The sequence below is a fragment of the Flavobacterium sandaracinum genome (assembly GCF_004349135.1).
Taxonomy (GTDB): Bacteria; Bacteroidota; Bacteroidia; order Flavobacteriales; family Flavobacteriaceae; genus Flavobacterium; species Flavobacterium sandaracinum.
The window spans coordinates 44,170-69,750 of the sequence record NZ_SMFN01000011.1 but is presented as its reverse complement, the minus strand read 5'-3'; the positions used below and the strand labels follow the sequence as shown (position 1 = coordinate 69,750).

Below are 25,581 nucleotides of genomic sequence, written 5' to 3'. Positions count from 1 at the left end.
AAAACAGAAAGGGGATTTTGACTGAACAAAATCCCCTTTTTTATTTAACACAGTGTTTTACATTACAATCCAAAAGCAGTTTTAACTTGGTCAACGAAATCTAGTTTTTCCCAAGTAAACAAATCAACTGTCACAGTTTTTGTTAATCCTCCTGGAGCAGTAAAAGTTTTAGTAACCGTTTCTGGAGTACGACCCATGTGCCCGTAAGCAGCAGTTTCGCTATAGATTGGGTTTCTTAACTTCAAGCGTTGCTCAATAAAGTAAGGACGCATGTCAAAAATAGCTTCTACTTTTTTGGCGATTTCACCATTGGTCAAATTCACTTTTGAAGTTCCATACGTATCAATAAAAATCCCCATTGGTTTAGCTACTCCAATTGCATACGAAACTTGTACTAATATTTCATCAGCAACACCAGCTGCAACTAAGTTTTTAGCGATATGACGTGTAGCATAAGCCGCACTTCTATCTACTTTACTTGGATCTTTTCCAGAGAATGCACCACCACCGTGAGCGCCTTTTCCACCATAAGTATCCACAATGATTTTTCTTCCTGTCAATCCAGTATCTCCGTGTGGTCCACCAATTACGAATTTTCCAGTTGGGTTAATGTGGTATTGGATTGCATCGTTGAATAAATGAGCATGCGTTGGATTTTTTGCAATAATCCTTGGAATCAATATTTCAACAAGATCTTTTTTGATTTTAGCCAGCATTGTTGCTTCTTCATCAAAATCATCATGTTGTGTCGAGATTACGATAGCATCAATACGAGTTGGCTTGTTGTCATCGCTGTATTCTAAAGTTACTTGAGATTTAGCATCAGGACGCAAATACGTAATTTCGTTATTTTCACGTCTTAAAATCGCTAACTCTTGCAATAATTTATGAGATAAATCAAGTGCCAATGGCATGTAATTTTCGGTTTCATTCGTTGCGTAACCAAACATCATTCCTTGGTCACCAGCGCCTTGTTCTTCCGGATTTGCTCTGTCTACCCCTTGGTTGATATCAGCAGATTGTTCGTGAATAGCAGAAAGGATTCCACAAGAATTGGCTTCAAACATGTATTCGCTTTTAGTGTAACCAATTTTTCGGATTACCTCACGAGCGATATGTTGTACATCTAAATAGGTATTTGATTTTACTTCACCAGCCAAAATTACTTGACCAGTTGTTACTAAAGTTTCACAAGCTACTTTTGAATCAGCATCAAATGCCAAAAAATTATCAATTAATGCGTCCGAAATTTGATCTGCAATTTTGTCTGGATGTCCTTCGCTTACAGATTCTGACGTAAATAAATAGGCCATAATAATTATTATTTTTAAATTAAGCGAGGAAAAATAATTGCTGAAAAGGACTAAAGGAGGGTTCCTGCTTTAGCATTTTTTCTACTGAAAAATTTTCAGTATTCACAATGAATTGATTTCATTATGAAGAGGTTGCAATCAGTTCAAATTTTTCCTCTTGTATTCGGGTGCAAAGGTATGAAACCATTTTGAATTGCAAATTAATCTTTTGTGTTTTTTAATTTAAATAAAAGACAATTTAACATATCCTACTTGGTCTATAGGGCAATAAAAATAAATCTATTTTTATTTGGTGGTTTCAAGAAAAGTTTGCAAATTTGTTTCATCAAAAAGAAAAAAATGAAATTTATTACTGTCAATATGTGTTTTATGATGCCGGAGTTCTCCGCAGAGTGCACTGTTGTATAGTTTTTAAAAATAAATTATAAACGAAAGACCTCTGCTATTGGCAGGGGTTTTTTTATGGAATAAATAACCTTAGCTAAATTTTATTTCGAAAATTAATAACAGTATTGTAAATGAAGCATAAAGAGTAACTACTAGTAACAAAAACAACCAACTAATCTTAAAATTTAAATCTTATGAGCACACAGAAATTTGCAACAAACGCACTACACGCGGGGCACGACGTAACAAAAAACGCAGGAACCAGAGCTGTTCCTATTTATCAAACAAGTTCTTATGTTTTTAATAATTCGGATCATGCCGCTAATCTTTTTGGCCTTGCGGAGCCTGGATTTATTTACACAAGATTAAATAATCCAACAAATGATATACTGGAACAGCGCTTAGCCATCCTAGAAGGTGGAATTGGTGCAGTAGTTACAGCTTCTGGAACGGCAGCCATTGCTACTACATTATTAGTGCTGTTAAAAGCTGGCGATCACATTGTAGCTTCAAATAGTTTGTATGGTGGCACCTATAATTTATTAAAAGTTACGTTGCCTCGGTTAGGAATTACAACCACATTTGTAGATCCATCTGATGCCGCTAATTTTAAAAATGCGGTTCAAGAAAATACCAGAGCAATTTTTGTGGAATCTTTGGGAAATCCAAAATTAGATGTTTTGGATTTGGAAGCGATTTCGGCTGAGGCCAAAGCAGCTCAAGTGCCATTAATTGTAGATAATACTGTTGCTTCGCCTTACTTATTAAATCCAATCCAATACGGGGCTGATATTGTTATTCATTCTTTGACAAAATACATTACTGGAAACGGAACTTCGCTTGGAGGAGTAGTTATTGATGCAGGAAATTTTGATTGGACCAATGGAAAGTTCCCAGAATTCACGGAGCCGTCTGCAGGTTATCACGGATTAGTGTATCACGAGGCGTTAGGAAATGCGGCTTTTATTGCTAAAGTTCGAATTGAAGGATTGCGTGATTACGGCGCTGCACTGAGTCCGTTTAATGCATTTCAGATCATTCAAGGATTAGAAACCTTACCAATAAGAATTCAAAGACACAGTGAAAATGCCTTGGCTCTCGCGCAGTGGTTGGAAACTCAGGAAGCGGTTGCATGGGTCAATTATCCAGGATTGAAATCCAATAAATATTATGCTTTAGCGCAACACTATTTGCCAAAAGGGCAAAGTGGCGTGGTTACTTTTGGTTTGCATGGTGGCTTTGAAGCAGCCAAAAAAGTCGCCGACGAAACAAAATTATTCTCACTTTTGGCTAATATTGGTGACACTAAATCATTAATTATTCATCCCGCCAGTACAACGCACCAACAATTATCTGAGGAAGAACAAGTTGCCACGGGAGTTTCTAGGGATTTAATTCGTCTTTCTGTTGGTTTAGAAGATATAGAAGATTTAAAAACAGATTTGAGAGTCGTTTTTGAAAGTATAAAGAAAGGGCAACTGGCATAAAGTTTCCTATTTGGCTACTAAAAACCGAGTGGATATTATACCAGTTTGAATCCAAGTATTTTACTGCTTTTTATTTGGAAATTCCGAAAATAATTCGCATATTTGATTTTTAAAATAAAAAAAATGAAATTTAATATTTGCAATACGTTCAAAGTCGCACAGGATAATTCCTGCGGGTCGCTTATTGCATAATTTTTAAATCAAATTATATAGCAAAAGCTTCCCAGATAACGGGAAGCTTTTTTTTTGAAGACTAAAAGACTAATTTTTACAGAAAGAGAAGCATACATGATTAATTTAAAATTTCAGTACCCGATTAAAGTAACAGCCAATAAGATGACAACGGTCCAAGCTATGATGTTTCTTTATGTCTGTTGATTCCAAAAGTATAAGTTCATAACACAACTTAAAACCCTTTTGGATATGGATCTAAAAGGGTTTTTTGTTTCTAAAATTAATTTTAAAAATAAGTAGCGATCACAAATGAGTTTAATAACCTAACACCTAAAATTATGAGCACAACTAAGTATTTTCCGAAAACTTTCGATTTATTAAAAAGGATTGACCTAACACCTAAAAAAGAGAAGGATAACGTTTCTAAAAACGAACTGATTCATCCTAGGTTTGAAGTTTCAAAAAACGATCCTCTGGCTCAAAAGTCCGTGCCCAATTCATTGCTTTTTCTAATGTATTCACAAGAGAATGAAGCGCTTTTTATTTAAGAAATCCGAATTTATTTTCGGTTTTGAGATTTTCCATAGAATGTCCAAAATTGTTATTTTGGCGAAGTAATAATACCAAATAGTTTAGAGTCACTTCGTCAAAATAACATTTCTATGTTTATTAGTTTCCGGTTTTTATTTAAACCAAACAAAAAAATCGAATGCGCATAAAAATTTGGTTGTTACAAAAAATAGTGGTTAATTTGCGTCATTAAGTTCACAAACGTATTGAAATGTTATAAAGAAAGGCAGAGGGATTAGACCCGATGAAGCCTTAGCAACCCTTCGATTTATCGAAGAAGGTGCTGCATTCTACCACGCCAAACGTGGAAAGATAACACTAAGAATTTGTCTAGATAACTTCTAGCTTTCTTTCTAATATTTCCAAACACAGGTCAAAAATCATAAAAGATTTGCAATTGGAAAATAAACCAGAATCTATTACATTACAAAATATCACCACCGAAAGTGGCGCTTTTTATGCTACCTTAAACTTAAGTTTTCAAGTTTTTGGACCAGCTTTGCTCAGCGCTCCAATCGTTTTGGTGAATCATGCTTTAACTGGAAATTCGCAAGTTCTCGGAGAAAACGGTTGGTGGAATGATCTAATTGGAGAACACAAAACTATAGATACTGCAAAATATACAATTCTCGCGTTTAATGTTCCCGGAAATGGATTTGATGGTTTTAGTATCGAAAATTATTCGGATTTTAATACCAGAGATATTGCCAGAATTTTTATTGAAGGGATTCGGTTTCTTGAAATTAAAAAACTGTATGCGATTATTGGCGGTTCTGTAGGCGGAGGAATCGCTTGGGAAATGGTTGCATTGGAACCAAAAATCACACAACATTTAATTCCTATTGCAACGGATTGGAAATCGACGGATTGGCTTATTGCCAATTGCTTTTTGCAAGAACAAATTTTGAAAAATTCTTCGAAACCTATTGAAGATGCTCGAACTCATGCGATGCTGTGTTATCGAACTCCAGAATCTTTTGCGGCAAAATTTCAGCGAACTATTAATGAGGAATTAGCCATTTTTAATGTAGAAAGCTGGTTGTTACATCATGGTGAAAAATTACAGAAACGTTTTCAAATTTCATCATACAAAATGATGAATCAATTATTGAAGACGATTGATATTACCAGAAATAGTGCTTCATTCGAAGAAATAACATCTCGAATTGAAGCTGATATTCATATTATTGGAATCAATTCAGACTTGTTTTTTACGGCAAATGAAAATAAAGCAACCTACGAGGAATTAAAAAAATATAAAAATAAGGTCAGCTATCAGGAAATTGTTTCCATTCACGGACATGATGCTTTTTTGATAGAATACAAACAATTACACAATTTGCTTCAGGATATATTCTAAGCCAAAAAACACAACACAATGAAAATATTAAAATTTGGAGGTAAATCGTTATCGAATGGCGACGGAATAAATAAAGTGGTCGCGATTATTACCGATAAAGTAAATCAAGGAGAAGAAATTGCAATTGTAGTTTCGGCAAGAGGAAATGCTACGGATGAATTGGAAGACATTTTAAGTGTTGCTGCAAAGAATGGTGATTATAAACCGTTATTTGAGGATTTTAAAAGATACCAACAAGACGATTATCTAGACGTTGATTTATCAGAGGAATTTACAGTTTTAGAAAAATTATTCGAAGGCGTAAGTCTGATTGGGGATTACAGCAATAAAATAAAAGATCAGATTTTATCAAAAGGAGAATTGCTTTCGGCAAAATTACTGACGGCTATTTTGGTTCAAAATGGAATAAATGCCCGTTTTGCCGATACCAGAGAATTGATAAAAACCGATTCAAAATTTGGTGATGCACAACCTTTGGAACAAATTTCGAAGAAAAATGTCATTAATTATTTCAAACAAAATAACGGAACAACGGTCAATATTGTTACGGGGTTTATTGGTTCTAATACCAATAATGACACGACCACTTTAGGAAGAAACGGCAGTAATTACACCGCTTCCTTAATTGCTAATTATTTAAATGCAGATGAATTACAGAACTACACGCACGTAGACGGAATTTATACCGCAAATCCGGATTTAGTACTTGATGCCAAGAAAATTGATCATTTGTCATTTAATGAAGCCAACGAAATAGCCAATTTTGGTGCGACGATTCTTCATGCCAAAACGATTATTCCTTTATTGGAAAAAAACATTCCACTTCGTATTTTGAATACCTTCAATCATGAAAATAAAGGAACATTAATCACTTCCAGTTCAAATAAAGAAGGAATTAAAACGCTTTCAGTGCTTGAAAATGTATCATTAGTGAATCTCGAAGGAAGAGGATTGCTAGGAAAAACCGGTGTTGATGCCCGTATTTTCAGAGTGATGGGCGACAATGATATCAGTGTAAGCATTATTTCTCAAGGTTCATCAGAAAGAGGAATTGGTTTAGTCGTAGCTGCTGACAAAGCAACGAAAGCCATGATTGAACTAGAGAAAGAATTCGAGAATGATTTTTATTCGAAAGATGTGAATAAAATCACGGTGACGGATGATGTTTCGGTAATTTCTATCATTGGCCAGGATTTGAGTACGTTTCATAAGCCTTATACGGCGTTGATAAAAAATAAAATTGTCCCGATTCTTTTCAACAATACCGTTACGGGTAAAAACGTCAGTTTAGTGGTTAAAAAATCACAACTGAATAAAGCTTTAAACGTGATTCACGGGGAGATTTTTGGAGTATCCAAGAAAATTAATATTGCTATTTTCGGACATGGATTGGTAGGAGGAACACTGATCAATCAAATTTTAGAATCGGCAGCGACCATCGAAAAAAGAAAAGACATCAAACTGAATGTTTTTGCGATTGCGAATTCAAGCAATGTGCTTTTAAATAAAAATGGCGTTACTCCAAATTGGAAAAACGAGATTCAAACTAACGGGTTTTCGTATACCATCAATGATGTAATTGCTTATGCAAATGAGCATCATTTGGAGAATTTGATTGCGATTGATAACACGGCAAGTGCCACATTTGTCGAAAATTACATTCCGCTAGCAGAAAGCAGTTTTGATTTGATTTCTTCTAACAAAGTGGCTAATACGTTAAGTTATAGTTTTTATAAAAAATTGCGAAAAGTATTGGCGGATAATCAAAAGAGTTATCTTTATGAAACGAATGTTGGAGCAGGATTACCGTTGATTGATACCATTAAATTATTGCATCTTTCAGGTGAAAATATCACGAAGATCAAAGGAGTTTTCTCTGGAACATTGAGTTATTTATTCAATAATTTTTCTGCAAAAGACGCTCCGTTTAGCGAAATATTGAAAGAGGCGATCGATAACGGCTATACTGAGCCAGATCCAAGAGAAGATTTATGCGGAAATGATGTAGGGAGAAAATTATTGATTTTGGCTAGAGAATTAGACTTGCAAAATGAATTTGAAGAAATTGTTATTCAAAATCTGATTCCAGAACATTTACGTGAAGGAGATGTTTCTGATTTCTTGAATAAATTGACAGAGTTTGATCCCATTTATGCTAAAATAAAAGCGGATCAAAAACCGAATCACGTGTTGCGTTACATTGGGGAATTGTCAGGTGATTTGCAAAACGATAAAGGAAATCTAGAAGTGAAATTAGTTTCAGTTCCATCAGATACTGCGCTAGGCGGATTGAAAGGTTCTGATTCTTTCTTCGAAATTTATACTGAATCCTACGGAGATAGACCAATTGTTATTCAAGGCGCAGGAGCTGGATCAGCTGTTACAGCAAGAGGTGTTTTTGGAGATATTTTGAGATTATCGGATAAAGGGTAAAAGCCCCCTAACCCCCGAAGGGGGAATAGTGGATTTATGATTGCAGATTAGGGATTTTTGATCTGAGATTGAAAAACAGAAAAAATCAACATGGATGTTATTTTTATTTTAATTGGTCTGAATGTTACTTTTGTTTTTTTATTCGATAAAAGTAAATTGGATAATAAATTTTGGTTTTATAGAATATTGCTTGTGAATGTTTTATTGTTTTTAATGGCGTCTATTTGTTGGTTGAATAATATTGGTGATAACACAGCGGTTTATTCTTTATTTGTTCCGCTGATTGCACAATTTATTTACTATATTCTAAGTAAAATTTTTCATCTAATGTATGAAAGAAATAGTGTTGATACTTTTTGGACAATGGATAAGTCCTTATTTATTGATGGGTGGTTTAATTTTATATTTTACCTAATGTCAATATTACTTTTTCTATTAGTCTTGTAAGAATATAATTAATTAAAAAGGACACACCTTAATGCTCCGCAAAGTCTTCGACTTTGAGGATGTTAATTTCAGTTTTTAACTGAAGTTGGAAACGAATACTAGGAAAGGTCGGAGAACTTTCAACTCTCATCAAAGATTGAGGCTTTGCTGAGCAGTGGATAAAGAATTTATGATTGCAGATTAACGATTTTGGATTTCTAAAAGTAAAATCTGCGTTTGAAAATCTGTTTTATCCGCTTTCAAACAAATGTAATAATTAAAAAAGGGACTGCCTCCAGTCTTGGCTCCCTCTTCGCCGCGGCGAAAGGGTTGGGGAGGGGAATATATGAAAATAACATTAAACAGAGTAAACGACAACTTCCACTTTGAATTAAAAAATGAAAGAGGACATCTAGTTAACGTAGATAGCCGTCCAGAATTTGGTGGAAACGATATGGGCGCAAGTCCAATGGAATTAGTATTGATGGGTGTTGCGGGGTGCAGCGCTATTGATATGATTTCAATTTTGAAAAAACAACGTCAGGAAATCACTTCTTTCAAAGCTGAGGTGGAGGGCGAGCGCGTACAAGTTGGAGAAGCAAAACCTTTTAAAAATATCCATGTGGTTTTTTATTTAGAAGGTGACATTAAGGAAGACAAAGCCGCAAAAGCCGCACAACTTTCTTTTGAAAAATATTGCTCGGTTTCTAAAACATTAGAGCCAACCGCAACGATACATTACAAAGTAGTTTTGAATAATAAATCATTGTAGTTTAAATATAAGAGGTTGGATTTTCGCGATTCCAACAACTTTAAACTTTAAACTTTAAACTAGAAAATAAAATGAACGAACAAGAATTTGGTTTTGAAACTCAAGCCATTCGTAACCAATTAGAAAGAACGCAATATTTAGAGCATTCAGTACCTTTGTACTTAACTTCCAGTTTTGTATTTGAAGATGCTGAAGACATGCGTGCTTCTTTTGCAGAGGAAAAAGACAGAAATATTTATAGCCGATACAGCAATCCTAATACAAATGAATTCATCCATAAAGTGTGTGCGATGGAAGGTGCCGAAGCAGGTTTTGCATTTGCTTCTGGAATGGCAGCTGTCTATTCTACAATGGCAGCTTTATTGAAATCTGGAGATCATATTGTGTCGTCAAGTAGTGTTTTTGGAGCGACTCATTCATTGTTTATCAATTATTTTCCAAAATGGAACATTGAAACCTCGTATTTTGATATTAACAAACCTGAAACTATCGAGGGTTTGATTACCCCAAATACTAAAATTCTTTTTGCTGAATCGCCTACCAATCCGGCAGTTGATATCATCGATTTAGAACTTTTAGGAGCAATCGCCAAAAAACACAATTTAATTTTAATAATTGACAACTGTTTTGCCACACCTTATTTGCAACAACCTATCAAATGGGGAGCGCATTTGGTAGTGCATTCTGCGACAAAGTTGATGGACGGACAAGGTCGAGTTTTAGGCGGAATCACCGTAGGAGATGCTGAACTGATTCACAAAATTTATTTGTTTTCCCGACTGACAGGTCCTGCTTTGTCCCCTTTTAATGCTTGGGTTTTGTCGAAAAGTTTAGAGACATTAGCGATTCGTTTGGACAGACATTGTGAAAATGCCTTAAAAGTAGCAGAATTTTTAGAAAGCCATCCTCAAGTCAATAAAGTCAAATATCCATTTTTGAAATCGCATCCACAATATGAAATTGCTCAAAAGCAAATGAAGTTGGGAGGTAATATTGTCGCTTTCGAAATAAAAGGTGGACTTGAGGCGGGAAGAGCTTTCCTAGATAGAATAAAATTATGTTCGCTTTCGCCAAACTTGGGAGATACCCGCACCATTGTTACGCATCCAGCATCAACAACTCACAGTAAATTATCAGTCGAGGAGCGTTTGGCAGTGAGTATAACCGATGGTTTAGTACGTGTTTCTGTAGGATTAGAAACCGTAAAAGATGTAATTGCTGATTTGGAGCAAGCGTTAGCCCCCTAACCCCCGAAGGGGGAATACTATAGTTGAGGAATTATTGGTTTAGAGATAGTTTTAAATTGTGTTTTGTTTCATTCAAAAAGTATATTTTTGTTGTTGTAAAAACGGTATGATTGTTCTGATATTTAAACTATCAAAAATCAGCAATCGTTAATCTTCAATCAAACATCAATTATGCTTTCAAAAAAAACAAAATACGGAGTAAAAGCGTTGACTTTTCTGGCGCGCCTGAAAGATCAGACTCCAGTTCAAATTGCTGAAATTGCAAAGAGTGAAAATATTTCGTTGAAGTTTTTGGAAAGTATATTATTACTTTTACGTCATTCTGGTTTTCTGGGTGCCAAAAAAGGAAAAGGCGGAGGATATTATTTGATAAAAGATCCCAAAGACATCAATATGGCCCATGTGTATCGAATTCTTGAAGGGCCAATTGCATTACTTCCTTGTGCAAGCCATAATTTTTATGAGCCTTGTTTAGACTGTACCGATGAGGCTACTTGTGCGGTTCGAAAACTTATGATCGAGGTACGCGATAATACCCTGAAAATCTTAGAGAGTAATACCTTGGCTGACATTGCCTTTTAAATAATAAATCACAAAATAAATTTTGTAGTTAACTTAAAAGTTTTATTTTTGCACAATAATCTACTATTCCGATAGGGCAATAGATTTAAATATTAAAAACAGTTGAATAAAAAAAGCATGAGCCAAGAATTGAAAGCCATTACTATCAATGAAAAAACTGAAACGACTTTTAAAGAACGTTTGTGGGTTATTATACCGGTTGTTTTATTGGTAGGGTTAATTGCTACATTAGTGTACAATCATCATGCAGAATTTTCTTGGGATGGTTTTATAGCGGGATTTAATCAGGAATTTTTAATCTTTTTCTGTATTGGTGTTTTTGCGCAATTAGTAGATGGGACCTTAGGAATGGGGTATGGAGCGACTTCGACTTCTTTTTTATTGGCGTATGGAATTCCTCCAGCGATCAGCAGTACAGGAGTTCATGTTGCCGAAATGTTTACAACAGGAGCTTCGGCTATTTCGCATCATCGCTTTGGGAATATCAATAAAAAACTAGTACGACATTTGTTAATTCCCGGTGTTTTAGGTTCTATTGCAGGTGCTTATTTATTGTCGGATGTGATTGACGGAGATGCGATTAAGCCTTTTATAGCAGTGTATATGATTGCGTTGGCAATTATAATCATCAGAAAAGCAATGCAGAAAAATATCATTAAGAAAAAAACTAAGCGATTGAATATTCTAGCTTCTTTTGGAGGTTTTATGGATGCTATCGGCGGGGGTGGCTGGGGGCCAATTGTGACTTCTACCTTGTTAGGGCGCGGCAGAAATCCTAGATATACTATCGGTTCTGTGAATGCAGCGGAGTTTGCAGTAGCTTTTGCAAGTGGTGTCACATTTATGCTTTTTGGAGGGATACAAGGATGGCAAGTGATTATAGGGTTGATTTTAGGTGGTGTAATTGCCGCTCCAATTGCCGCTATTTTAGTCAATAGAATAAAAAGAAAGCCTATGATGATTTTGGTAGGCGTTTTAATAATTGTTTTGAGTTTAAAAACACTGTCTAAATTATTATAAAGAGAAAAGAAATTATGAGCATAGCGATAACAAATACTTTATTAGATAATACAGCAAACTTTTCAATTGAAGAGACTCTGGCTTTTTTAGCTAATGAATTCAAAGATAAAGTGGTTTTTTCGACTTCTTTTGGACAGGAAGATCAAGTAATCACAGCCTTGATTGCAGAGAATAATTTACCGATTACCATTTTTACATTAGATACAGGAAGACTGTTTCAAGAAACGTATGATGTTTTTCATAAGACTTTGAAAAAGTATCCAATAGATATCAAAACCTATTTTCCAGATACTACTGCTGTGGAGGTGTTATTGAATAAAAAAGGTCCAAATAGCTTTTACGAATCGGTGGAGAATAGAAAAGAATGTTGTTTCATTCGAAAAGTAGCTCCTTTGACTAAAGCTTTGAAAGGAAATTCGATCTGGATTACTGGTTTGAGAGCCGAGCAATCCGAAAACAGAAATGATTTGGCTTTTTTTGAATATGATGCTCATTTTGATATTATCAAATTCAATCCGTTATTAAAATGGACTTTAGAAGAGGTTCAAAAATATATAGACGATCATAATGTGCCACAAAATGCATTGCATAAACAAGGTTTTGTAAGCATTGGTTGCGCACCTTGTACGAGAGCAATTGCGCCTGGAGAAGATATCCGAGCAGGCAGATGGTGGTGGGAATCCAGTCATAAAGAATGTGGCTTACACCAGAAGTAATTTTAAATTATGAATTATAAATTATAAATGATTGTCGGAATCTTTAAATTTTTCAATCATTTAAATCTTTAAATTAAAAAAATGAGTTCAATATTAAAAACAAACGCTTTAGAAAGCGAAGCGATATACATATTTAGAGAAGTTATTTCTCAATTTGACAAGCCGGTTTTACTTTTTTCTGGTGGAAAGGATTCAATTACATTGGTGCGTTTAGCACAAAAAGCATTTTTTCCTGCTAAAATTCCTTTTCCATTGTTGCACGTTGATACAGGACATAATTTTCCTGAAACTATTGCTTTCAGAGACAAATTAGTTGCAGAATTAGGATTGGAGTTAATTGTTCGTAACGTACAAGATGCTATTGACGAAGGTAAAGTTGTGGAAGAGTCTGGTAAATATTCTAGCAGAAACAGTTTGCAAACAACGACACTTTTGGACGCTATCGAAGAATTTAAATTTGATGCGTGTATTGGTGGTGCGCGTCGTGATGAAGAAAAAGCAAGAGCTAAAGAACGTATTTTTTCTGTTCGTGATGATTTTGGTCAATGGGATGAGAAAAACCAACGTCCAGAATTGTTTGATATTTTGAACGGAAAAATTGAGAATGGTCAAAACGTTCGTGTTTTCCCAATTTCGAACTGGACAGAGCTTGATGTTTGGAGTTATATTGAGCAAGAGCAAATCGAAATTCCATCTATTTACTTTTCACACAAGCGTAAAGTATTTTTGAGAGACGGTATGATTTGGTCTCATTCTCCATTTGTGTACCAAGAAGAAGATGAAGAAATTGAAGAACGAATTGTTCGTTTTAGAACCGTTGGAGATATGAGTTGTACGGCAGCAGTCGATTCTTATGCAGCAACAATTCAAGAAGTTGTGGGCGAAATCAGATCCTCGACTATTTCAGAAAGAGGAGCCAGAATTGATGACAAACGTTCTGAAGCTGCGATGGAGAAAAGAAAACAACAAGGATACTTTTAGAAAATAGCAATTGAAAGATTTAAGGATTTAAAAATTAAAAGATTTAAGTAACGAAGTTAAACAACTTTAAACCTTAAACTTTAAACCAATAATAAAATGGAAGTTTTAAAAATAGCAACAGCAGGAAGCGTAGATGACGGAAAGAGTACCTTAATCGGGAGATTATTGTACGATACAAAATCGTTGACTACAGATAAGATTGAAGCAATAGAAAAAAGCAGCAAGCAAAAAGGATACGATTATTTGGACTTTTCTTTGGCTACCGACGGTTTGGTTGCAGAGAGAGAACAGGGAATAACCATTGATGTGGCGCATATTTATTTTTCGACAGCCAAGAAAAGTTACATTATTGCCGATACTCCGGGTCACGTTGAATATACCAGAAACATGGTTACGGGAGCTTCGACTTCGCAGGTTTCAATTATCTTGATTGATGCCCGTAAAGGCGTAATTGAGCAAACGTACCGTCACTTTTTTATCAATAATTTATTGAGAGTAAAAGAAGTAATTGTTGCGGTAAACAAAATGGATTTAGTAGATTATTCGGAGGAAGTATACAACAAAATCAAATCTGATTTTCAGGCATTGAACAGCAAAAGTTCATTCAAAGAGCAAAACGTAAGTTACATTCCGTTGAGTGCTATCAATGGAGGGAACGTTGCAGATAAATCAGAAAACATGCCTTGGTATACCGGACAAACGGTTTTGGAACACTTAGAAGCTTTAGAACCAGAAGATGTTTTTGAAACAGGAAAAGCACGTTTCCCGGTTCAAACCGTAATCCGGCCAAAAACAGAGGAGTATCATGACTTTAGAGGATATGCCGGAAAATTATACGGTAACAATATCAAAGTTGGTGATGCGGTAACTGTTCTTCCTTCTTTAACAGAATCTAAAGTGACCAAGATTCACTTTTTTGACAAACAATTTGATGAAGCGACAGCAGGTTCTTCGATTACTTTGGAATTGGAAAATGATATCAATGTAACAAGAGGTGACATGATTGTAAAATCAAATGAGTTGCCTAAAATCGAAAAAGACATCAATACAACGATTTGCTGGATGGACAGTAAAAAGTTAGTTGCAGGTACAAAATATTTGGTACAACACAATACCAACAGAGTTTTGGCGAAAATTGAAAGCGTAAAAAATGTAATCGCAACGGATTATTCAGGAGTTACTCCAGCGACTCAATTGAGCATTAATGAAATAGGAGAAGTAACTATTAAATTAAGCAAAGCCTTGTATTTTGATGCCTACAACGACAACAAATCAAATGGCGCTTTTATTTTAATAGACGTCGCTACCAATACCACAGCGGGAGTTGGATTTATAAATTAGTCCCCACCCCAGCCCTCCCCGAAGGGAAGGGAGAGATTACCGATAAACTTTGTGGTTATAATATTTATTGCTTAAACGTTAAAATGGCGGCAATAATTTTTATTGAACAGGTACTTACGATTAAATAACAAGAATCAAGCTCCTCAATGGCTCCCACTCCTTAGGTTGGGGTCGGGGGGAGGAAAAATTTATACATTATGGAAAGTTTTAGAACCGAAATAGAAGATCCGATTGTCCAAAAAGACATTATCGATTTAGAAAGAAAAATTGCTTTATTCCGTGATGGAAAAATTGATGATGAGCGTTTCCGTAGCCTTCGTTTGGCTCGTGGAGTGTATGGTCAGCGTCAGGAAGGCGTACAAATGATTCGCATCAAATTGCCTTTTGGTAAAGTGACCAGCGAGCAATTGACGCGTATTACTAAAGTCTCTGACGAATATTCAACAGGACGTTTACACATTACAACGCGTCAGGATATCCAGATTCACTATGTAAGTTTGGATAGAACGCCACAACTTTGGGCTGAACTAGAAAAAGACGATGTTACACTTCGTGAAGCTTGTGGAAATACCGTAAGAAACATTACGGCCAGCGAAACAGCAGGAATCGATTCAGAAGAACTTTTTGATGTGTCGCCTTATGCACACGCGATGTTTCAGTTTTTCTTGAGAAATCCAGTTTGTCAGGAAATGGGACGTAAATTTAAAATTTCATTTTCGTCTTCTGATAAAGATACGGCACTAAGTTATTTGCACGATTTAGGATTTATTCCAAGAATTGTAAATGGAGAAAGAGGATTCAAAGTAATGTTAGGTGGAGGATTAGGTTCGCAACCAAGCCACGCCGAATTATTATCAGAATTTATTCCGGTAAACCAAATTATCCCAACAACTGAAGGCGTGTTGAGAATTTTTGACCGCTTTGGCGAAAGAGCGAAGCGTTTAAAAGCGCGTATGAAGTTCTTAATCAAGGATATTGGTCGTGATGAATTCTTATGTTTAGTCGATGAAGAGAAACTTGCCTTGTCACACCAAGTAGTTGAAATAGACACGACAGCTTTTGATGGTGCAATTCCAGCTCCTTTATTGGAAGCGCCGAAAGTAATAATCGAAGACACAGCAGCTTTCGAAGCTTGGAAAAAATCAAATGTAATCGCGCAAAAACAAGCTGGTTATGTAGCCATTGGAATCAAAGTTTTATTAGGTGATTTTTATACGGATAAAGCAAGAGCATTGGCAGAACTAATAAAAAATTATGCAGCTAATGAATTGCGTTTTTCTTTGAGACAAGATATTTTGATTCGTCACGTAAAAGAAGAAAATTTACCTTTTTTCTACCAAGAATTAGCCAAATTAGATTTTGTGGCTTTAGGTTATAATACCATTTCAGACATTACAGCTTGTCCGGGTACCGATACGTGTAATTTAGGAATTGCAAGCAGCACCGGAATCGCAGTAGAACTAGAAAGAGTTTTAAAAACAGAATATCCACAATACAGCAACAATCAGGAAATCACGATCAAAATTAGTGGTTGTATGAATGCGTGTGGACAACACAATATGGCCGAAATAGGTTTTCAAGGAATGTCAATCAATGCTGGAAAATTAGTAGCGCCAGCACTTCAAGTATTATTGGGTGGTGGAAATTTAGGAAATGGAAACGGAAGATTTTCGGATAAAGTAATTAAAATCCCAAGCCGAAGAGGACCTGATGCGTTGCGCTTTATCTTAAATGATTTTGAAGCGAATGGAAATGGACAATCATTCTTGAATTATTACGATGCCAAAGGCGAGAAATATTTCTATGAAATGTTGAAACCCTTAGCCGATTTGACTAATCTTACCGAAGCTGATTTTGTAGATTGGGGAAATGCTGATAACTACGTGAAAGCTGTTGGAGTAGGAGAATGCGCCGGGGTTGTAATTGATTTAGTAGCTACTTTGTTATTAGAAGCCAAAGATAAATTGACTTTTGCGCAAGAAGCTTTCGAAGAAGGAAAATGGTCTGATGCTATTTATCACGCTTACGCTGGTTTTGTTAATGGATCCAAAGCCTTATTGCTTTCAGAAAACCAAAAAACAAATCATCAAGCAGGAATAATAGATTTATTTGATACTGTTTTTGTGGAAACCAATAAAATTCCATTGCAATCGACTTTAAAAGCTTTAGTGTTTCAAATTAGAGACAATGAACCGTCTCAAGAGTTTGCTACAAAATACATTCAAGAAGCCATTGCATTTTTTGACACCATAGAAACATTTAGAGCCAAAGACCTTCAAGATGAAAAATAAAATAGAACCTCAAGTTACTTTAGTAGGTGCTGGTCCTGGAGATCCAGATTTACTGACCATCAAAGGTGCAAAAGCATTGGCGGAAGCTAATGTAGTTTTGTATGATGCCCTAGCAAATGAAGAACTATTGTCTTATGCTCCTAAGAAAGCTTTGAGAATATTTGTGGGAAAGCGAAAAGGTTATCATGAATATACGCAAGACGAGATCAATCAATTGATAGTTGACAATGCATTGACTTACGGAAATGTGGTGCGACTAAAAGGTGGTGATCCATTTATTTTTGGTCGTGGAAGTGAAGAAATAGAATTCGTAGAAAGCTTTGGAATTCCTACATTTGTAGTTCCGGGAATTTCATCCTCTATTGCAGTTCCTGCGTCGCAAGGAATTTCGTTGACAAAAAGAGGAGTTTCGGAGAGTTTTTGGGTGATTACTGGGACTACTTCAGCAAGAAAATTGTCTTCAGATGTAGCCTTAGCAGCTCAATCAACGGCAACGGTTGTGATTTTGATGGGAATGAGTAAATTGGACCAAATTGTAGCTTTGTTCCAAAAGGAATCTAAAGGAGAAATGCCCGTTGCGATTATTCAAAACGGAACAACTCCACAGGAGAAAGTAGGAATTGGAACGGTGGATACCATTCAAAAAATTGTTACAGAGAAAAATTTAAGTTCTCCAGCTATTATTGTTATCGGAGAAGTAGTAGGTGATGGCAAGAAAAACGTAGCTTTTTATAACGAATTGAAATCGTATCACAATAAGGTCTTGGTCTATGGAAAGGAATGAGTTATATCCCATATTTTTGAAATTACACAATCTCAATACACTTATTGTAGGTGGCGGAAATGTGGGTTTAGAAAAATTGTCCTTTTTGTTAAAGTCGAGTCCAAATGCCAATGTTGAGGTGGTGGCCCCGCGATTTTTACCTGAGTTAGAAACGTTGGCGGCAAGCCATTCAACAGTAAAGCTGACGTATAAAAAATTCAATCGGTGGATGCTACGCAAACGCCACATGGTCATTGCCTGTACTGATGATTTAAAAGTGAATAAAAGGATTTATGATTTGTCCAGAAAAAGATATTTGATTTGCAACATTGCTGATACGCCGCCATTATGTGATTATTATTTGGGTGGAATTGTCACCAAAGGAAATGTGAAAATCGCTATTTCGACTAATGGAAAATCACCAACAACGGCCAAACGATTACGCGAGTTTTTTGAAGAAATAATTCCGGATGACATCAATAAAATGGTCGAAAACCTGAATGAATATCGCAAGACGCTGAAAGGAAATTTCGAAGAAAAAGTACAGAAAATGAACGAAATCACCGAAGCATTAAAGAATAAAGAGCCAAGAGAGTAAAACAAGGAACAAAGAAGTCGACTGATATTTATCATTTATTTTTGAGAGAATCATTCGTTCATTTGCAATTAAATAGTTTAGCACAATTACATTACATAAAGAATAAAAAAATGATTAAAACAGACATACTTATAATAGGAGCCGGACCTACAGGTTTATTTGCCGTTTTTGAAGCAGGATTATTGAAATTAAAATGCCACATATTAGATGCACTCCCGCAGGTGGGTGGTCAATTATCAGAATTGTATCCTAAAAAACCGATTTACGATATTCCGGGATTTCCGGAAGTTTTAGCAGGTGATTTAGTGAATAATCTGATGGAGCAAATCAAGCAATTTGAGCCCGGATTTACTCTTGGAGAACGTGCAGAAACGATTGACAAGCAAGAGGATGGTAGTTTTATTGTTACTTCTAATAAAGGAACAGAAATCCATGCTTCGGTAGTAGCTATTGCTGGAGGACTAGGAAGCTTCGAACCTAGAAAACCACTTATTGACGGAATCAATTTTTATGAAGGGAAAGGGATTAAGTATTTTATCAAAAACCCAGAAAAATTTAGAGATAAAAGAGTCGTTATTTCAGGTGGAGGAGATTCTGCTTTAGACTGGAGTATATTCCTTTCTAACGTTGCCTCTGAAGTGACTTTGATTCATAGAAGAAATGAGTTTAGAGGAGCATTAGATTCTGTTGAAAAAGTACAGGAATTAAAAGATGCTGGAAAAATACGGTTGATTACACCCGCTGAAGTAGTAGGGCTCAATGGAGCAGAGCATATCGAATCCGTTGTACTTGATGAAAATGGTGCACGAAGAACCATAGAAACGGATTATTTTATTCCGCTTTTTGGACTTACACCAAAATTAGGTCCCATAGGAAACTGGGGATTAGACATTGAAAAAAATGCGATCAAAGTAAATAACTCATTGGATTATCAAACAAATATTCCAGGAATTTTCGCAATAGGAGATGTAAATACCTACCCAGGAAAACTGAAATTAATTCTTTGTGGTTTCCACGAAGCAACTATAATGTGCCAGGCAGCCTACCAAATTATCAATCCAGGTAAGAAATATGTATTGAAATACACTACAGTTTCCGGTGTTGACGGGTTTGACGGAACCCGTAAAGAAGCTCCAAAAGCGGTGGTGAAAGCCATAGTATAAAAAAGGTACAAAGTTACAAAGGTTCTGAGTTGCTAAGGTTGGTTTAAATCCTTGCAATTCAGAACCTTTTTTTTTAAATTTTTGCAACAAACTGCTTTAGAAACTTTTAAAAAAAACTTGCAATTGTTAGCGCTATGTCTTTACTTTGCACTGTTCCTATATTTATTGAAAGTTATCACGAAAGGCGGAGGGAAAGACCCAATGAAACCTTAGCAACCCTTTATCTTTAAAGAAGGTGCTACATTCTACTTTGTACTGAACAGTTTCAGTATCTAAGATAGATAACACACGAAATACTCACTTAGTATTTCTCAAACCTTTTCTTGACAACATATATTTTTAGCCTGTTGAATTAATTTCAGTATCAGGAGCGAACAATTGGCGTTTTTTTTGCCAATACTGTTCCCGCTTTCCGTTGCAATCTTTCTCGTCCTGAACTTGTTTCAGGATCCTGAAACAAGTTCAGGACGAGAAAGGATTTTCACTGCAATCGGGGCTAAAGAGCTAAAATAGTGAACTTTTGTAATTAGTAATCAAAAGAACGAATCTCAGTGCAGACCGGGATTTTCAAGAAATAAACAATTATGTCAAACATATCAAAAGACAGTTTAGGAGTTCCCCCTTCGGGCGCTAGGGGGCTTATCCATGAAGCCATTAAAAAAAACATACTCGTACTCGATGGAGCCATGGGAACCATGTTGCAACGCTACAATTTTTCCGAAGAGGATTTTCGTGGCGAACGTTTCAAAGATTTTCCACATTCCTTGAAAGGAAACAACGATTTATTATCACTTACCCAGCCACAAGCCATAAAAGCAGTTCACGCAGCCTATTTTGAAGCAGGAGCAGATATCGTTGAAACCAATACGTTCTCAGGAACCACAATTGGTATGGCTGATTATCATCTAGAAGATTTGGTTTATGAATTGAACTACGAATCGGCACGAATTGCCCGTGAAGTAGCCGATGAATTTACAGCCAAAAATCCAGACAAACCTCGTTTTGTAGCCGGTTCCATAGGACCAACAAACCGTACGGCCAGCATGTCACCAGATGTAAATGATCCCGGTTACAGAGCCGTAACTTTCGATGATTTACGCATTGCCTACAAACAACAAGTCGAAGCCTTAATTGATGGAGGAAGCGATTTATTATTGGTGGAAACCATTTTTGATACGTTAAATGCAAAAGCTGCCCTTTTCGCTATCGAAGAAGTCAAAGACGAGCGCAATATTGATATTCCAATCATGGTTTCGGGAACCATTACGGATGCATCAGGAAGAACACTTTCTGGGCAAACGGTAGAAGCTTTTTTAGTTTCAGTTTCGCATATTCCGTTGTTGAGTGTAGGATTCAATTGTGCTTTAGGAGCCGATTTATTGAAACCCTATTTGCAAACCTTGTCTCAAAATACGTCGTTCAATGTATCAGCACATCCTAACGCAGGATTGCCAAACGCCTTTGGAGAGTACGATGAAACACCAGAGCAAATGCAAGCATTCATCAAAGAATATCTCGACGATAATTTAGTAAACATAATAGGCGGCTGTTGCGGAACAACGCCCCAACACATCAAGTTGATTGCTGATATTGCTAAGGAGTATAAACCAAGAGTTTCAACGGCGGAGATGTAGTCTCATCAGTGCGAGGCTTTTTGAACATTAGCAATAGGTTTGAAATAGATACTTTCACGATGCTCTCAAAAGAGTGAGTTCTCAATGGAGTTAAGTAATAAATACTTAAAACAATAATAAATTATTTAGATGATGAAAAAATATTTTACAATTACACTGTTGGTTCTAATTACAAATTTTAGTTATTCTCAATTTGGGACGAAATATGAAGAAGTTAAAGTGTTATTAAAAAACGGAAATGTAGTAAGTGGTTTTGGTAGAGTAAGTTTGTATCATATAGATTTTAAAGATGTAAATAAGAAAAATCATGAGAAGATTGGTTTTTCGGATATTAATAACTTAAAATTTACTGTTTATAGCGGAAAGAAGAATATTAATAAAAATGATTTTATTCTAGCTTCGCTCCTGTTAGAAAAGAACAGCACTGATAAAAAAAAGTATGTTCTAGCAGAATTGATTGTTGAAAAGGATAAGATTAAAATTTATGGAGTCCATGCTTTTGAAGGTGGTGGTGGTTTCTCCATGGGGCCTGGTTTAGGAGGTCAAGTGAGTGTAGTTAATTTGAGAGGAAATTTTAATTCTAACAGCTATTCAGATTATTATTGTTATTTCAATAATGAATCTATTCCTAGATTAATGTATCAAAAAGTTAATACATTCAAAACCTTTAGAGTAATGGCAGCAGAATGTTTTAAAGATTGTGAGGAATTAAGTGAAAAAATTAATACAAAAGAATTCACGAAGGAAAATATATTTGAAATTGCAAATTATTATAATGATAAATGCAAGTAGATTTCTTGTGCTAGCGAGAGAACGAAGAATCTATGTTATTCGAGTAGGTTGCTGAGATTCCCCACATAGAGAAAATGTTCATGAGAAATAAAGTAGTTTAGATTTTCATTTCGAGGAACGAGAAATCACACCACGTTAGCAACTAGTGAGATTCCTCCTTTGTCGGAATGACAAAAAGAAGCAAATAATATTGTCGTTATCACAGAACCGCGTGAGGGATAGCAGTGAAAAGCCCACAGCGAAGTGTAGCGATAGCGCAACGTAGCGAGGACTTGAAACGAATAGCCCGACCCTTTTTGGGTCACGCCCAAAATAGTAATAAGATATACGAAACCTACACGTTTTCTGAAATCGTGAAGGATCAAATAAGATAAAAAATGGCAGAAAAAGAAACTAGGAAAAACCTTGTATTGGCGGGATTAGAGCCTTTGATCATTACGCCGGAAAGCGTATTTGTGAACATTGGTGAACGCACGAATGTTACAGGTTCTAGAAAATTCCTTCGATTAATCAAAGAAGAAAAATACGAAGAAGCACTCAGTATTGCAAAAGAACAAGTGGAAGGTGGCGCGCAAATCATTGATATTAATATGGATGAAGGAATGCTTGATGGCGAATATGCCATGACAAAATTCTTGAATTTAATTGCTGCTGAACCTGATATTTCTAGGGTTCCAATCATGATTGACAGCTCGAAATGGGATATTATCGAAGCGGGCTTGAAAGTGGTGCAAGGTAAGAGTGTGGTGAATTCTATTTCGTTAAAAGAAGGGGAAGAGCAATTTATACATCACGCTAAATTAATCAAGCGATATGGCGCTGCAGTAATTGTGATGGCTTTTGATGAGGTAGGTCAAGCGGACAATTATGAGCGTAGAATAGAAATTTGCCAACGTTCGTATGATATATTAGTGGATAAAGTGGGATTCCCAGCTCAAGATATTATTTTCGATTTGAATATATTTCCGGTAGCAACAGGAATGGAAGAACACCGCTTGAATGCCTTGGATTTCTTTAGAGGAACTAAATGGGTTAGAGAAAATCTTCCACATGCGCATATTAGCGGTGGGGTGAGTAATGTGTCGTTTTCGTTTAGAGGAAATGATACGGTTCGGGAAGCAATGCACTCGGTTTTCTTGTACCATGCGATTCAAAACGGAATGACAATGGGAATTGTGAATCCAGAAATGCTTTCTATTTATGACGAAATTCCGAAGGATCTTTTAGAACGTGTTGAGGACGTAATTCTAAACAGACGTGATGATGCAACCGAAAGATTATTGGACTTTGCCGAAAATGTAAAAGGAGATGTAAAGAGCAATGAAAAAGCAGTTCAAGAATGGCGCTCGGGAACTATTCAAGAACGATTGACACATTCGCTAGTAAAAGGAGTTGATGAATTCATAGAAATTGACGTTGAAGAAGCAAGATTAGCAGCGACAAAACCAATCGAAGTAATCGAAATCAACTTGATGGCGGGGATGAATGTCGTTGGGGATTTATTTGGTTCGGGGAAAATGTTTTTACCGCAAGTGGTAAAATCAGCAAGGGTTATGAAAAAAGCGGTAGCGTATTTATTGCCTTACATTGAAGCTAGTAAAGAAGCTGGCGACAAGCTAGGGAATGGCAAAATATTGATGGCAACTGTAAAAGGAGATGTACACGACATTGGAAAAAATATTGTTTCAGTGGTTTTAGCTTGTAATAATTATGAAATTGTAGATTTAGGCGTAATGGTGCCTCCAGAAAAAATTATAGCTGCTGCAATAGAACACAACGTTGATATCATTGGGTTAAGCGGATTAATTACACCGTCATTAGACGAAATGGTATATCTGGCGAAAGAACTAGATAAACGAGGTTTGAAAATCCCAATAATGATTGGGGGAGCAACAACATCAAGAGCCCATACTGCCGTAAAAATTGCACCTCAGTACCGAGAAACAGTTATCCACGTAAACGATGCTTCGAGAGCAGTAACCGTTGCGGGAAGTTTACTGAATAAAGATAAAAAAATATATGCAAGTGATATTCGAGCGGAGTATGATGCCTTTAGAGAAACGTTTTTGAACCGTTCCCGTGACAAAAATTTTCTGACGATTGAGCAAGCTCGCAAAAATAAATTGCAATTGGATTGGGATAAATACAACCCGATGAAGCCTAATTTTATTGGAACAAAAACAATCGAAGTCGATTTGGATGTTTTGGTTCCCTATATTGACTGGACACCGTTTTTTAGAACATGGGAATTGTTCGGAAAATACCCGGCTATTTTAACGGATGAGGTTGTAGGTGAACAAGCGACTTCCGTTTTTGCAGATGCCAAAGAAATGTTAGCCGTTATTTTGAAGGAAAAGAAATTGACAGCCAAAGGAATTTATGGAATTTTTCCTGCGAATCAAGTCAATGATGATGATATTGAAATATACGAAGCCCCCCCCGCCCCCGAAGGGGGAGCTACTGAAATGGTAGATAAGCAGACTTGGGAAACTGCAAGTCCTGTTATGTATGACAGGTTAAAAGTACGGGCAAAAGAGATGAGAAACAAACCGACAGAAGCTGAAAAAATGCTGTGGAATGTTTTGTCTAATAAGGGGATTGAAGGGTTTAAATTTAGAAGACAACATGTAGTAGGGGAATATATTGTTGATTTTGTGTGTTTAGAAAAAAAGTTAGTTATTGAAGTAGATGGTTCTATTCATAATGATCCTGAACAAATTGAATACGACAGAGACAGAACTATTTGGCTAGAATCAAAAGGATTTAAAGTTGTCAGATATACAAACAATCAAGTTCTGAATAATTTAAATGGGACTATTGATACTATTAATAAAGAATTATCGACAAAGGTAGAAGTTCCCCCTTCGGGGGTTAGGGGGCTCTTTTTGACGCTTCGCCAACAATCTCAAAAAACCAAAGGCGCTCCAAACATCGCATTATCTGACTTTATTGCTCCAAAAGACAGCGGTAAAACGGATTATATGGGCGCGTTCTGCGTAACAACCGGTTTTGGTGTGGATGAATGGGCGGCCGAATTCGAAAGAGATTTAGACGATTATAATTCGATTATGGTGAAGGCATTGGCCGACCGTTTTGCAGAAGCTTTTGCGGAGTATTTACACGAAAAAATCCGTAAGGAAATTTGGGGTTACGCGGCCGATGAAAATTTAAGTACGGAGGCCATGATTGAAGAAGTGTACAAAGGCATTCGTCCGGCGCCAGGGTATCCGGCTTGTCCAGATCATTTAGAAAAACCGACAATCTGGAAATTACTAAATGTGGAAGAAGAAATTGGAGTCACGCTGACTGAAAGTATGGCGATGTGGCCCGCTTCATCCGTATCTGGTTATTATTTTGGAAATCAGGAAAGCAAGTATTTCGGACTAGGTAAAATAAAAGAAGATCAAGTCATCGATTATGCCAAACGAAGAAGTGTGTCCACCGAAGTAGCTATGAAATGGCTGAGCCCGAATATTGCAGATTAAAAAGATGTTTAAGGTTTAAAGTCTAAAGTTGTTCGAAAGAAACCTT

The 25,581-nt window shown here is 36.2% G+C and carries 19 protein-coding genes and 2 riboswitches; of the genes, 18 read left to right on the top strand and 1 reads right to left on the bottom strand.

From position 1 onward, the window contains the following. Positions 1-62: 62 nt before the first annotated feature. On the bottom strand, positions 63-1,313 hold the full coding sequence (gene metK / locus E0F91_RS10470; protein ID WP_132066494.1) for a methionine adenosyltransferase: 1,251 nt from the start codon (positions 1,311-1,313) through the stop codon (positions 63-65). A 581-nt stretch (positions 1,314-1,894) separates the two neighbouring features. Here metK and E0F91_RS10465 point away from each other — a divergent pair. The 18 genes from E0F91_RS10465 to E0F91_RS10385 all read left to right on the top strand — a co-directional run bounded on the left by E0F91_RS10465 (position 1,895) and on the right by E0F91_RS10385 (position 25,535). Further along, on the top strand, positions 1,895-3,187 hold the full coding sequence (locus E0F91_RS10465; RefSeq protein WP_132066493.1) for an O-acetylhomoserine aminocarboxypropyltransferase/cysteine synthase family protein: 1,293 nt from the start codon (positions 1,895-1,897) through the stop codon (positions 3,185-3,187). A gap of 512 nt (positions 3,188-3,699) precedes the next feature. Beyond that, positions 3,700-3,909 carry a hypothetical protein gene (locus tag E0F91_RS10460; protein WP_132066492.1) on the top strand — a complete coding sequence of 70 codons (210 nt, stop codon included), beginning with the start codon at positions 3,700-3,702 and terminating at the stop codon, positions 3,907-3,909. 233 nt (positions 3,910-4,142) lie between these two features. Next, positions 4,143-4,250: riboswitch (SAM riboswitch) on the top strand. A gap of 78 nt (positions 4,251-4,328) precedes the next feature. Next, positions 4,329-5,291: an alpha/beta fold hydrolase gene (locus tag E0F91_RS17995; protein ID WP_243698880.1), complete on the top strand. Its 963-nt coding sequence runs from the start codon at positions 4,329-4,331 to the stop codon at positions 5,289-5,291. 18 nt (positions 5,292-5,309) lie between these two features. After that, a complete protein-coding gene (gene thrA, locus E0F91_RS10455) occupies positions 5,310-7,724 on the top strand; it encodes a bifunctional aspartate kinase/homoserine dehydrogenase I (protein ID WP_243698879.1) in 2,415 nt (804 codons plus the stop codon). A gap of 772 nt (positions 7,725-8,496) precedes the next feature. Next, positions 8,497-8,922 (top strand): OsmC family protein, encoded by a 426-nt coding sequence (locus tag E0F91_RS10450; protein ID WP_132066491.1) that lies wholly within the window; start codon positions 8,497-8,499, stop codon positions 8,920-8,922. A 71-nt stretch (positions 8,923-8,993) separates the two neighbouring features. Further along, positions 8,994-10,169: a trans-sulfuration enzyme family protein gene (locus tag E0F91_RS10445; protein ID WP_132066490.1), complete on the top strand. Its 1,176-nt coding sequence runs from the start codon at positions 8,994-8,996 to the stop codon at positions 10,167-10,169. A gap of 171 nt (positions 10,170-10,340) precedes the next feature. Beyond that, positions 10,341-10,751, top strand: a complete 411-nt coding sequence (locus E0F91_RS10440) for an RrF2 family transcriptional regulator (protein ID WP_132066489.1) — start codon at positions 10,341-10,343, stop codon at positions 10,749-10,751. Between the two features lie 117 nt (positions 10,752-10,868). Continuing rightward, positions 10,869-11,771 carry a sulfite exporter TauE/SafE family protein gene (locus E0F91_RS10435; protein ID WP_132066488.1) on the top strand — a complete coding sequence of 301 codons (903 nt, stop codon included), beginning with the start codon at positions 10,869-10,871 and terminating at the stop codon, positions 11,769-11,771. Between the two features lie 14 nt (positions 11,772-11,785). Then, positions 11,786-12,487, top strand: coding sequence for a phosphoadenylyl-sulfate reductase (locus tag E0F91_RS10430; RefSeq protein ID WP_132066487.1), 702 nt, complete (start codon positions 11,786-11,788; stop codon positions 12,485-12,487). An 81-nt stretch (positions 12,488-12,568) separates the two neighbouring features. Further along, the gene (gene cysD, locus E0F91_RS10425) at positions 12,569-13,468 is read left to right on the top strand and encodes a sulfate adenylyltransferase subunit CysD (protein WP_132066486.1); all 900 of its coding nucleotides are present in this window, start codon (positions 12,569-12,571) and stop codon (positions 13,466-13,468) included. 96 nt (positions 13,469-13,564) lie between these two features. Next, positions 13,565-14,809 carry a sulfate adenylyltransferase subunit 1 gene (locus E0F91_RS10420; protein ID WP_132066485.1) on the top strand — a complete coding sequence of 415 codons (1,245 nt, stop codon included), beginning with the start codon at positions 13,565-13,567 and terminating at the stop codon, positions 14,807-14,809. A gap of 197 nt (positions 14,810-15,006) precedes the next feature. Next, positions 15,007-17,100: a HEPN domain-containing protein gene (locus tag E0F91_RS10415; RefSeq protein WP_132066484.1), complete on the top strand. Its 2,094-nt coding sequence runs from the start codon at positions 15,007-15,009 to the stop codon at positions 17,098-17,100. After that, a complete protein-coding gene (cobA, locus tag E0F91_RS10410) occupies positions 17,090-17,884 on the top strand; it encodes a uroporphyrinogen-III C-methyltransferase (RefSeq protein ID WP_132066483.1) in 795 nt (264 codons plus the stop codon). The genes E0F91_RS10415 and cobA overlap by 11 nt, the downstream gene beginning before the upstream one ends. Beyond that, on the top strand, positions 17,871-18,461 hold the full coding sequence (locus E0F91_RS10405) for a precorrin-2 dehydrogenase/sirohydrochlorin ferrochelatase family protein (RefSeq protein ID WP_132066482.1): 591 nt from the start codon (positions 17,871-17,873) through the stop codon (positions 18,459-18,461). The genes cobA and E0F91_RS10405 overlap by 14 nt, the downstream gene beginning before the upstream one ends. 110 nt (positions 18,462-18,571) lie before the next feature. After that, positions 18,572-19,624, top strand: coding sequence for an NAD(P)/FAD-dependent oxidoreductase (locus E0F91_RS10400; RefSeq protein WP_132066481.1), 1,053 nt, complete (start codon positions 18,572-18,574; stop codon positions 19,622-19,624). A 169-nt stretch (positions 19,625-19,793) separates the two neighbouring features. Beyond that, positions 19,794-19,912, top strand: a riboswitch (SAM riboswitch). A gap of 296 nt (positions 19,913-20,208) precedes the next feature. Beyond that, the gene (locus E0F91_RS10395) at positions 20,209-21,258 is read left to right on the top strand and encodes a homocysteine S-methyltransferase family protein (RefSeq protein ID WP_132066480.1); all 1,050 of its coding nucleotides are present in this window, start codon (positions 20,209-20,211) and stop codon (positions 21,256-21,258) included. 129 nt (positions 21,259-21,387) lie between these two features. After that, the gene (locus tag E0F91_RS10390) at positions 21,388-22,050 is read left to right on the top strand and encodes a hypothetical protein (RefSeq protein ID WP_132066479.1); all 663 of its coding nucleotides are present in this window, start codon (positions 21,388-21,390) and stop codon (positions 22,048-22,050) included. A 377-nt stretch (positions 22,051-22,427) separates the two neighbouring features. After that, complete coding sequence (locus tag E0F91_RS10385; RefSeq protein WP_132066478.1) at positions 22,428-25,535, top strand: vitamin B12 dependent-methionine synthase activation domain-containing protein; 3,108 nt, start codon at positions 22,428-22,430, stop codon at positions 25,533-25,535. Positions 25,536-25,581 lie beyond the last annotated feature (46 nt).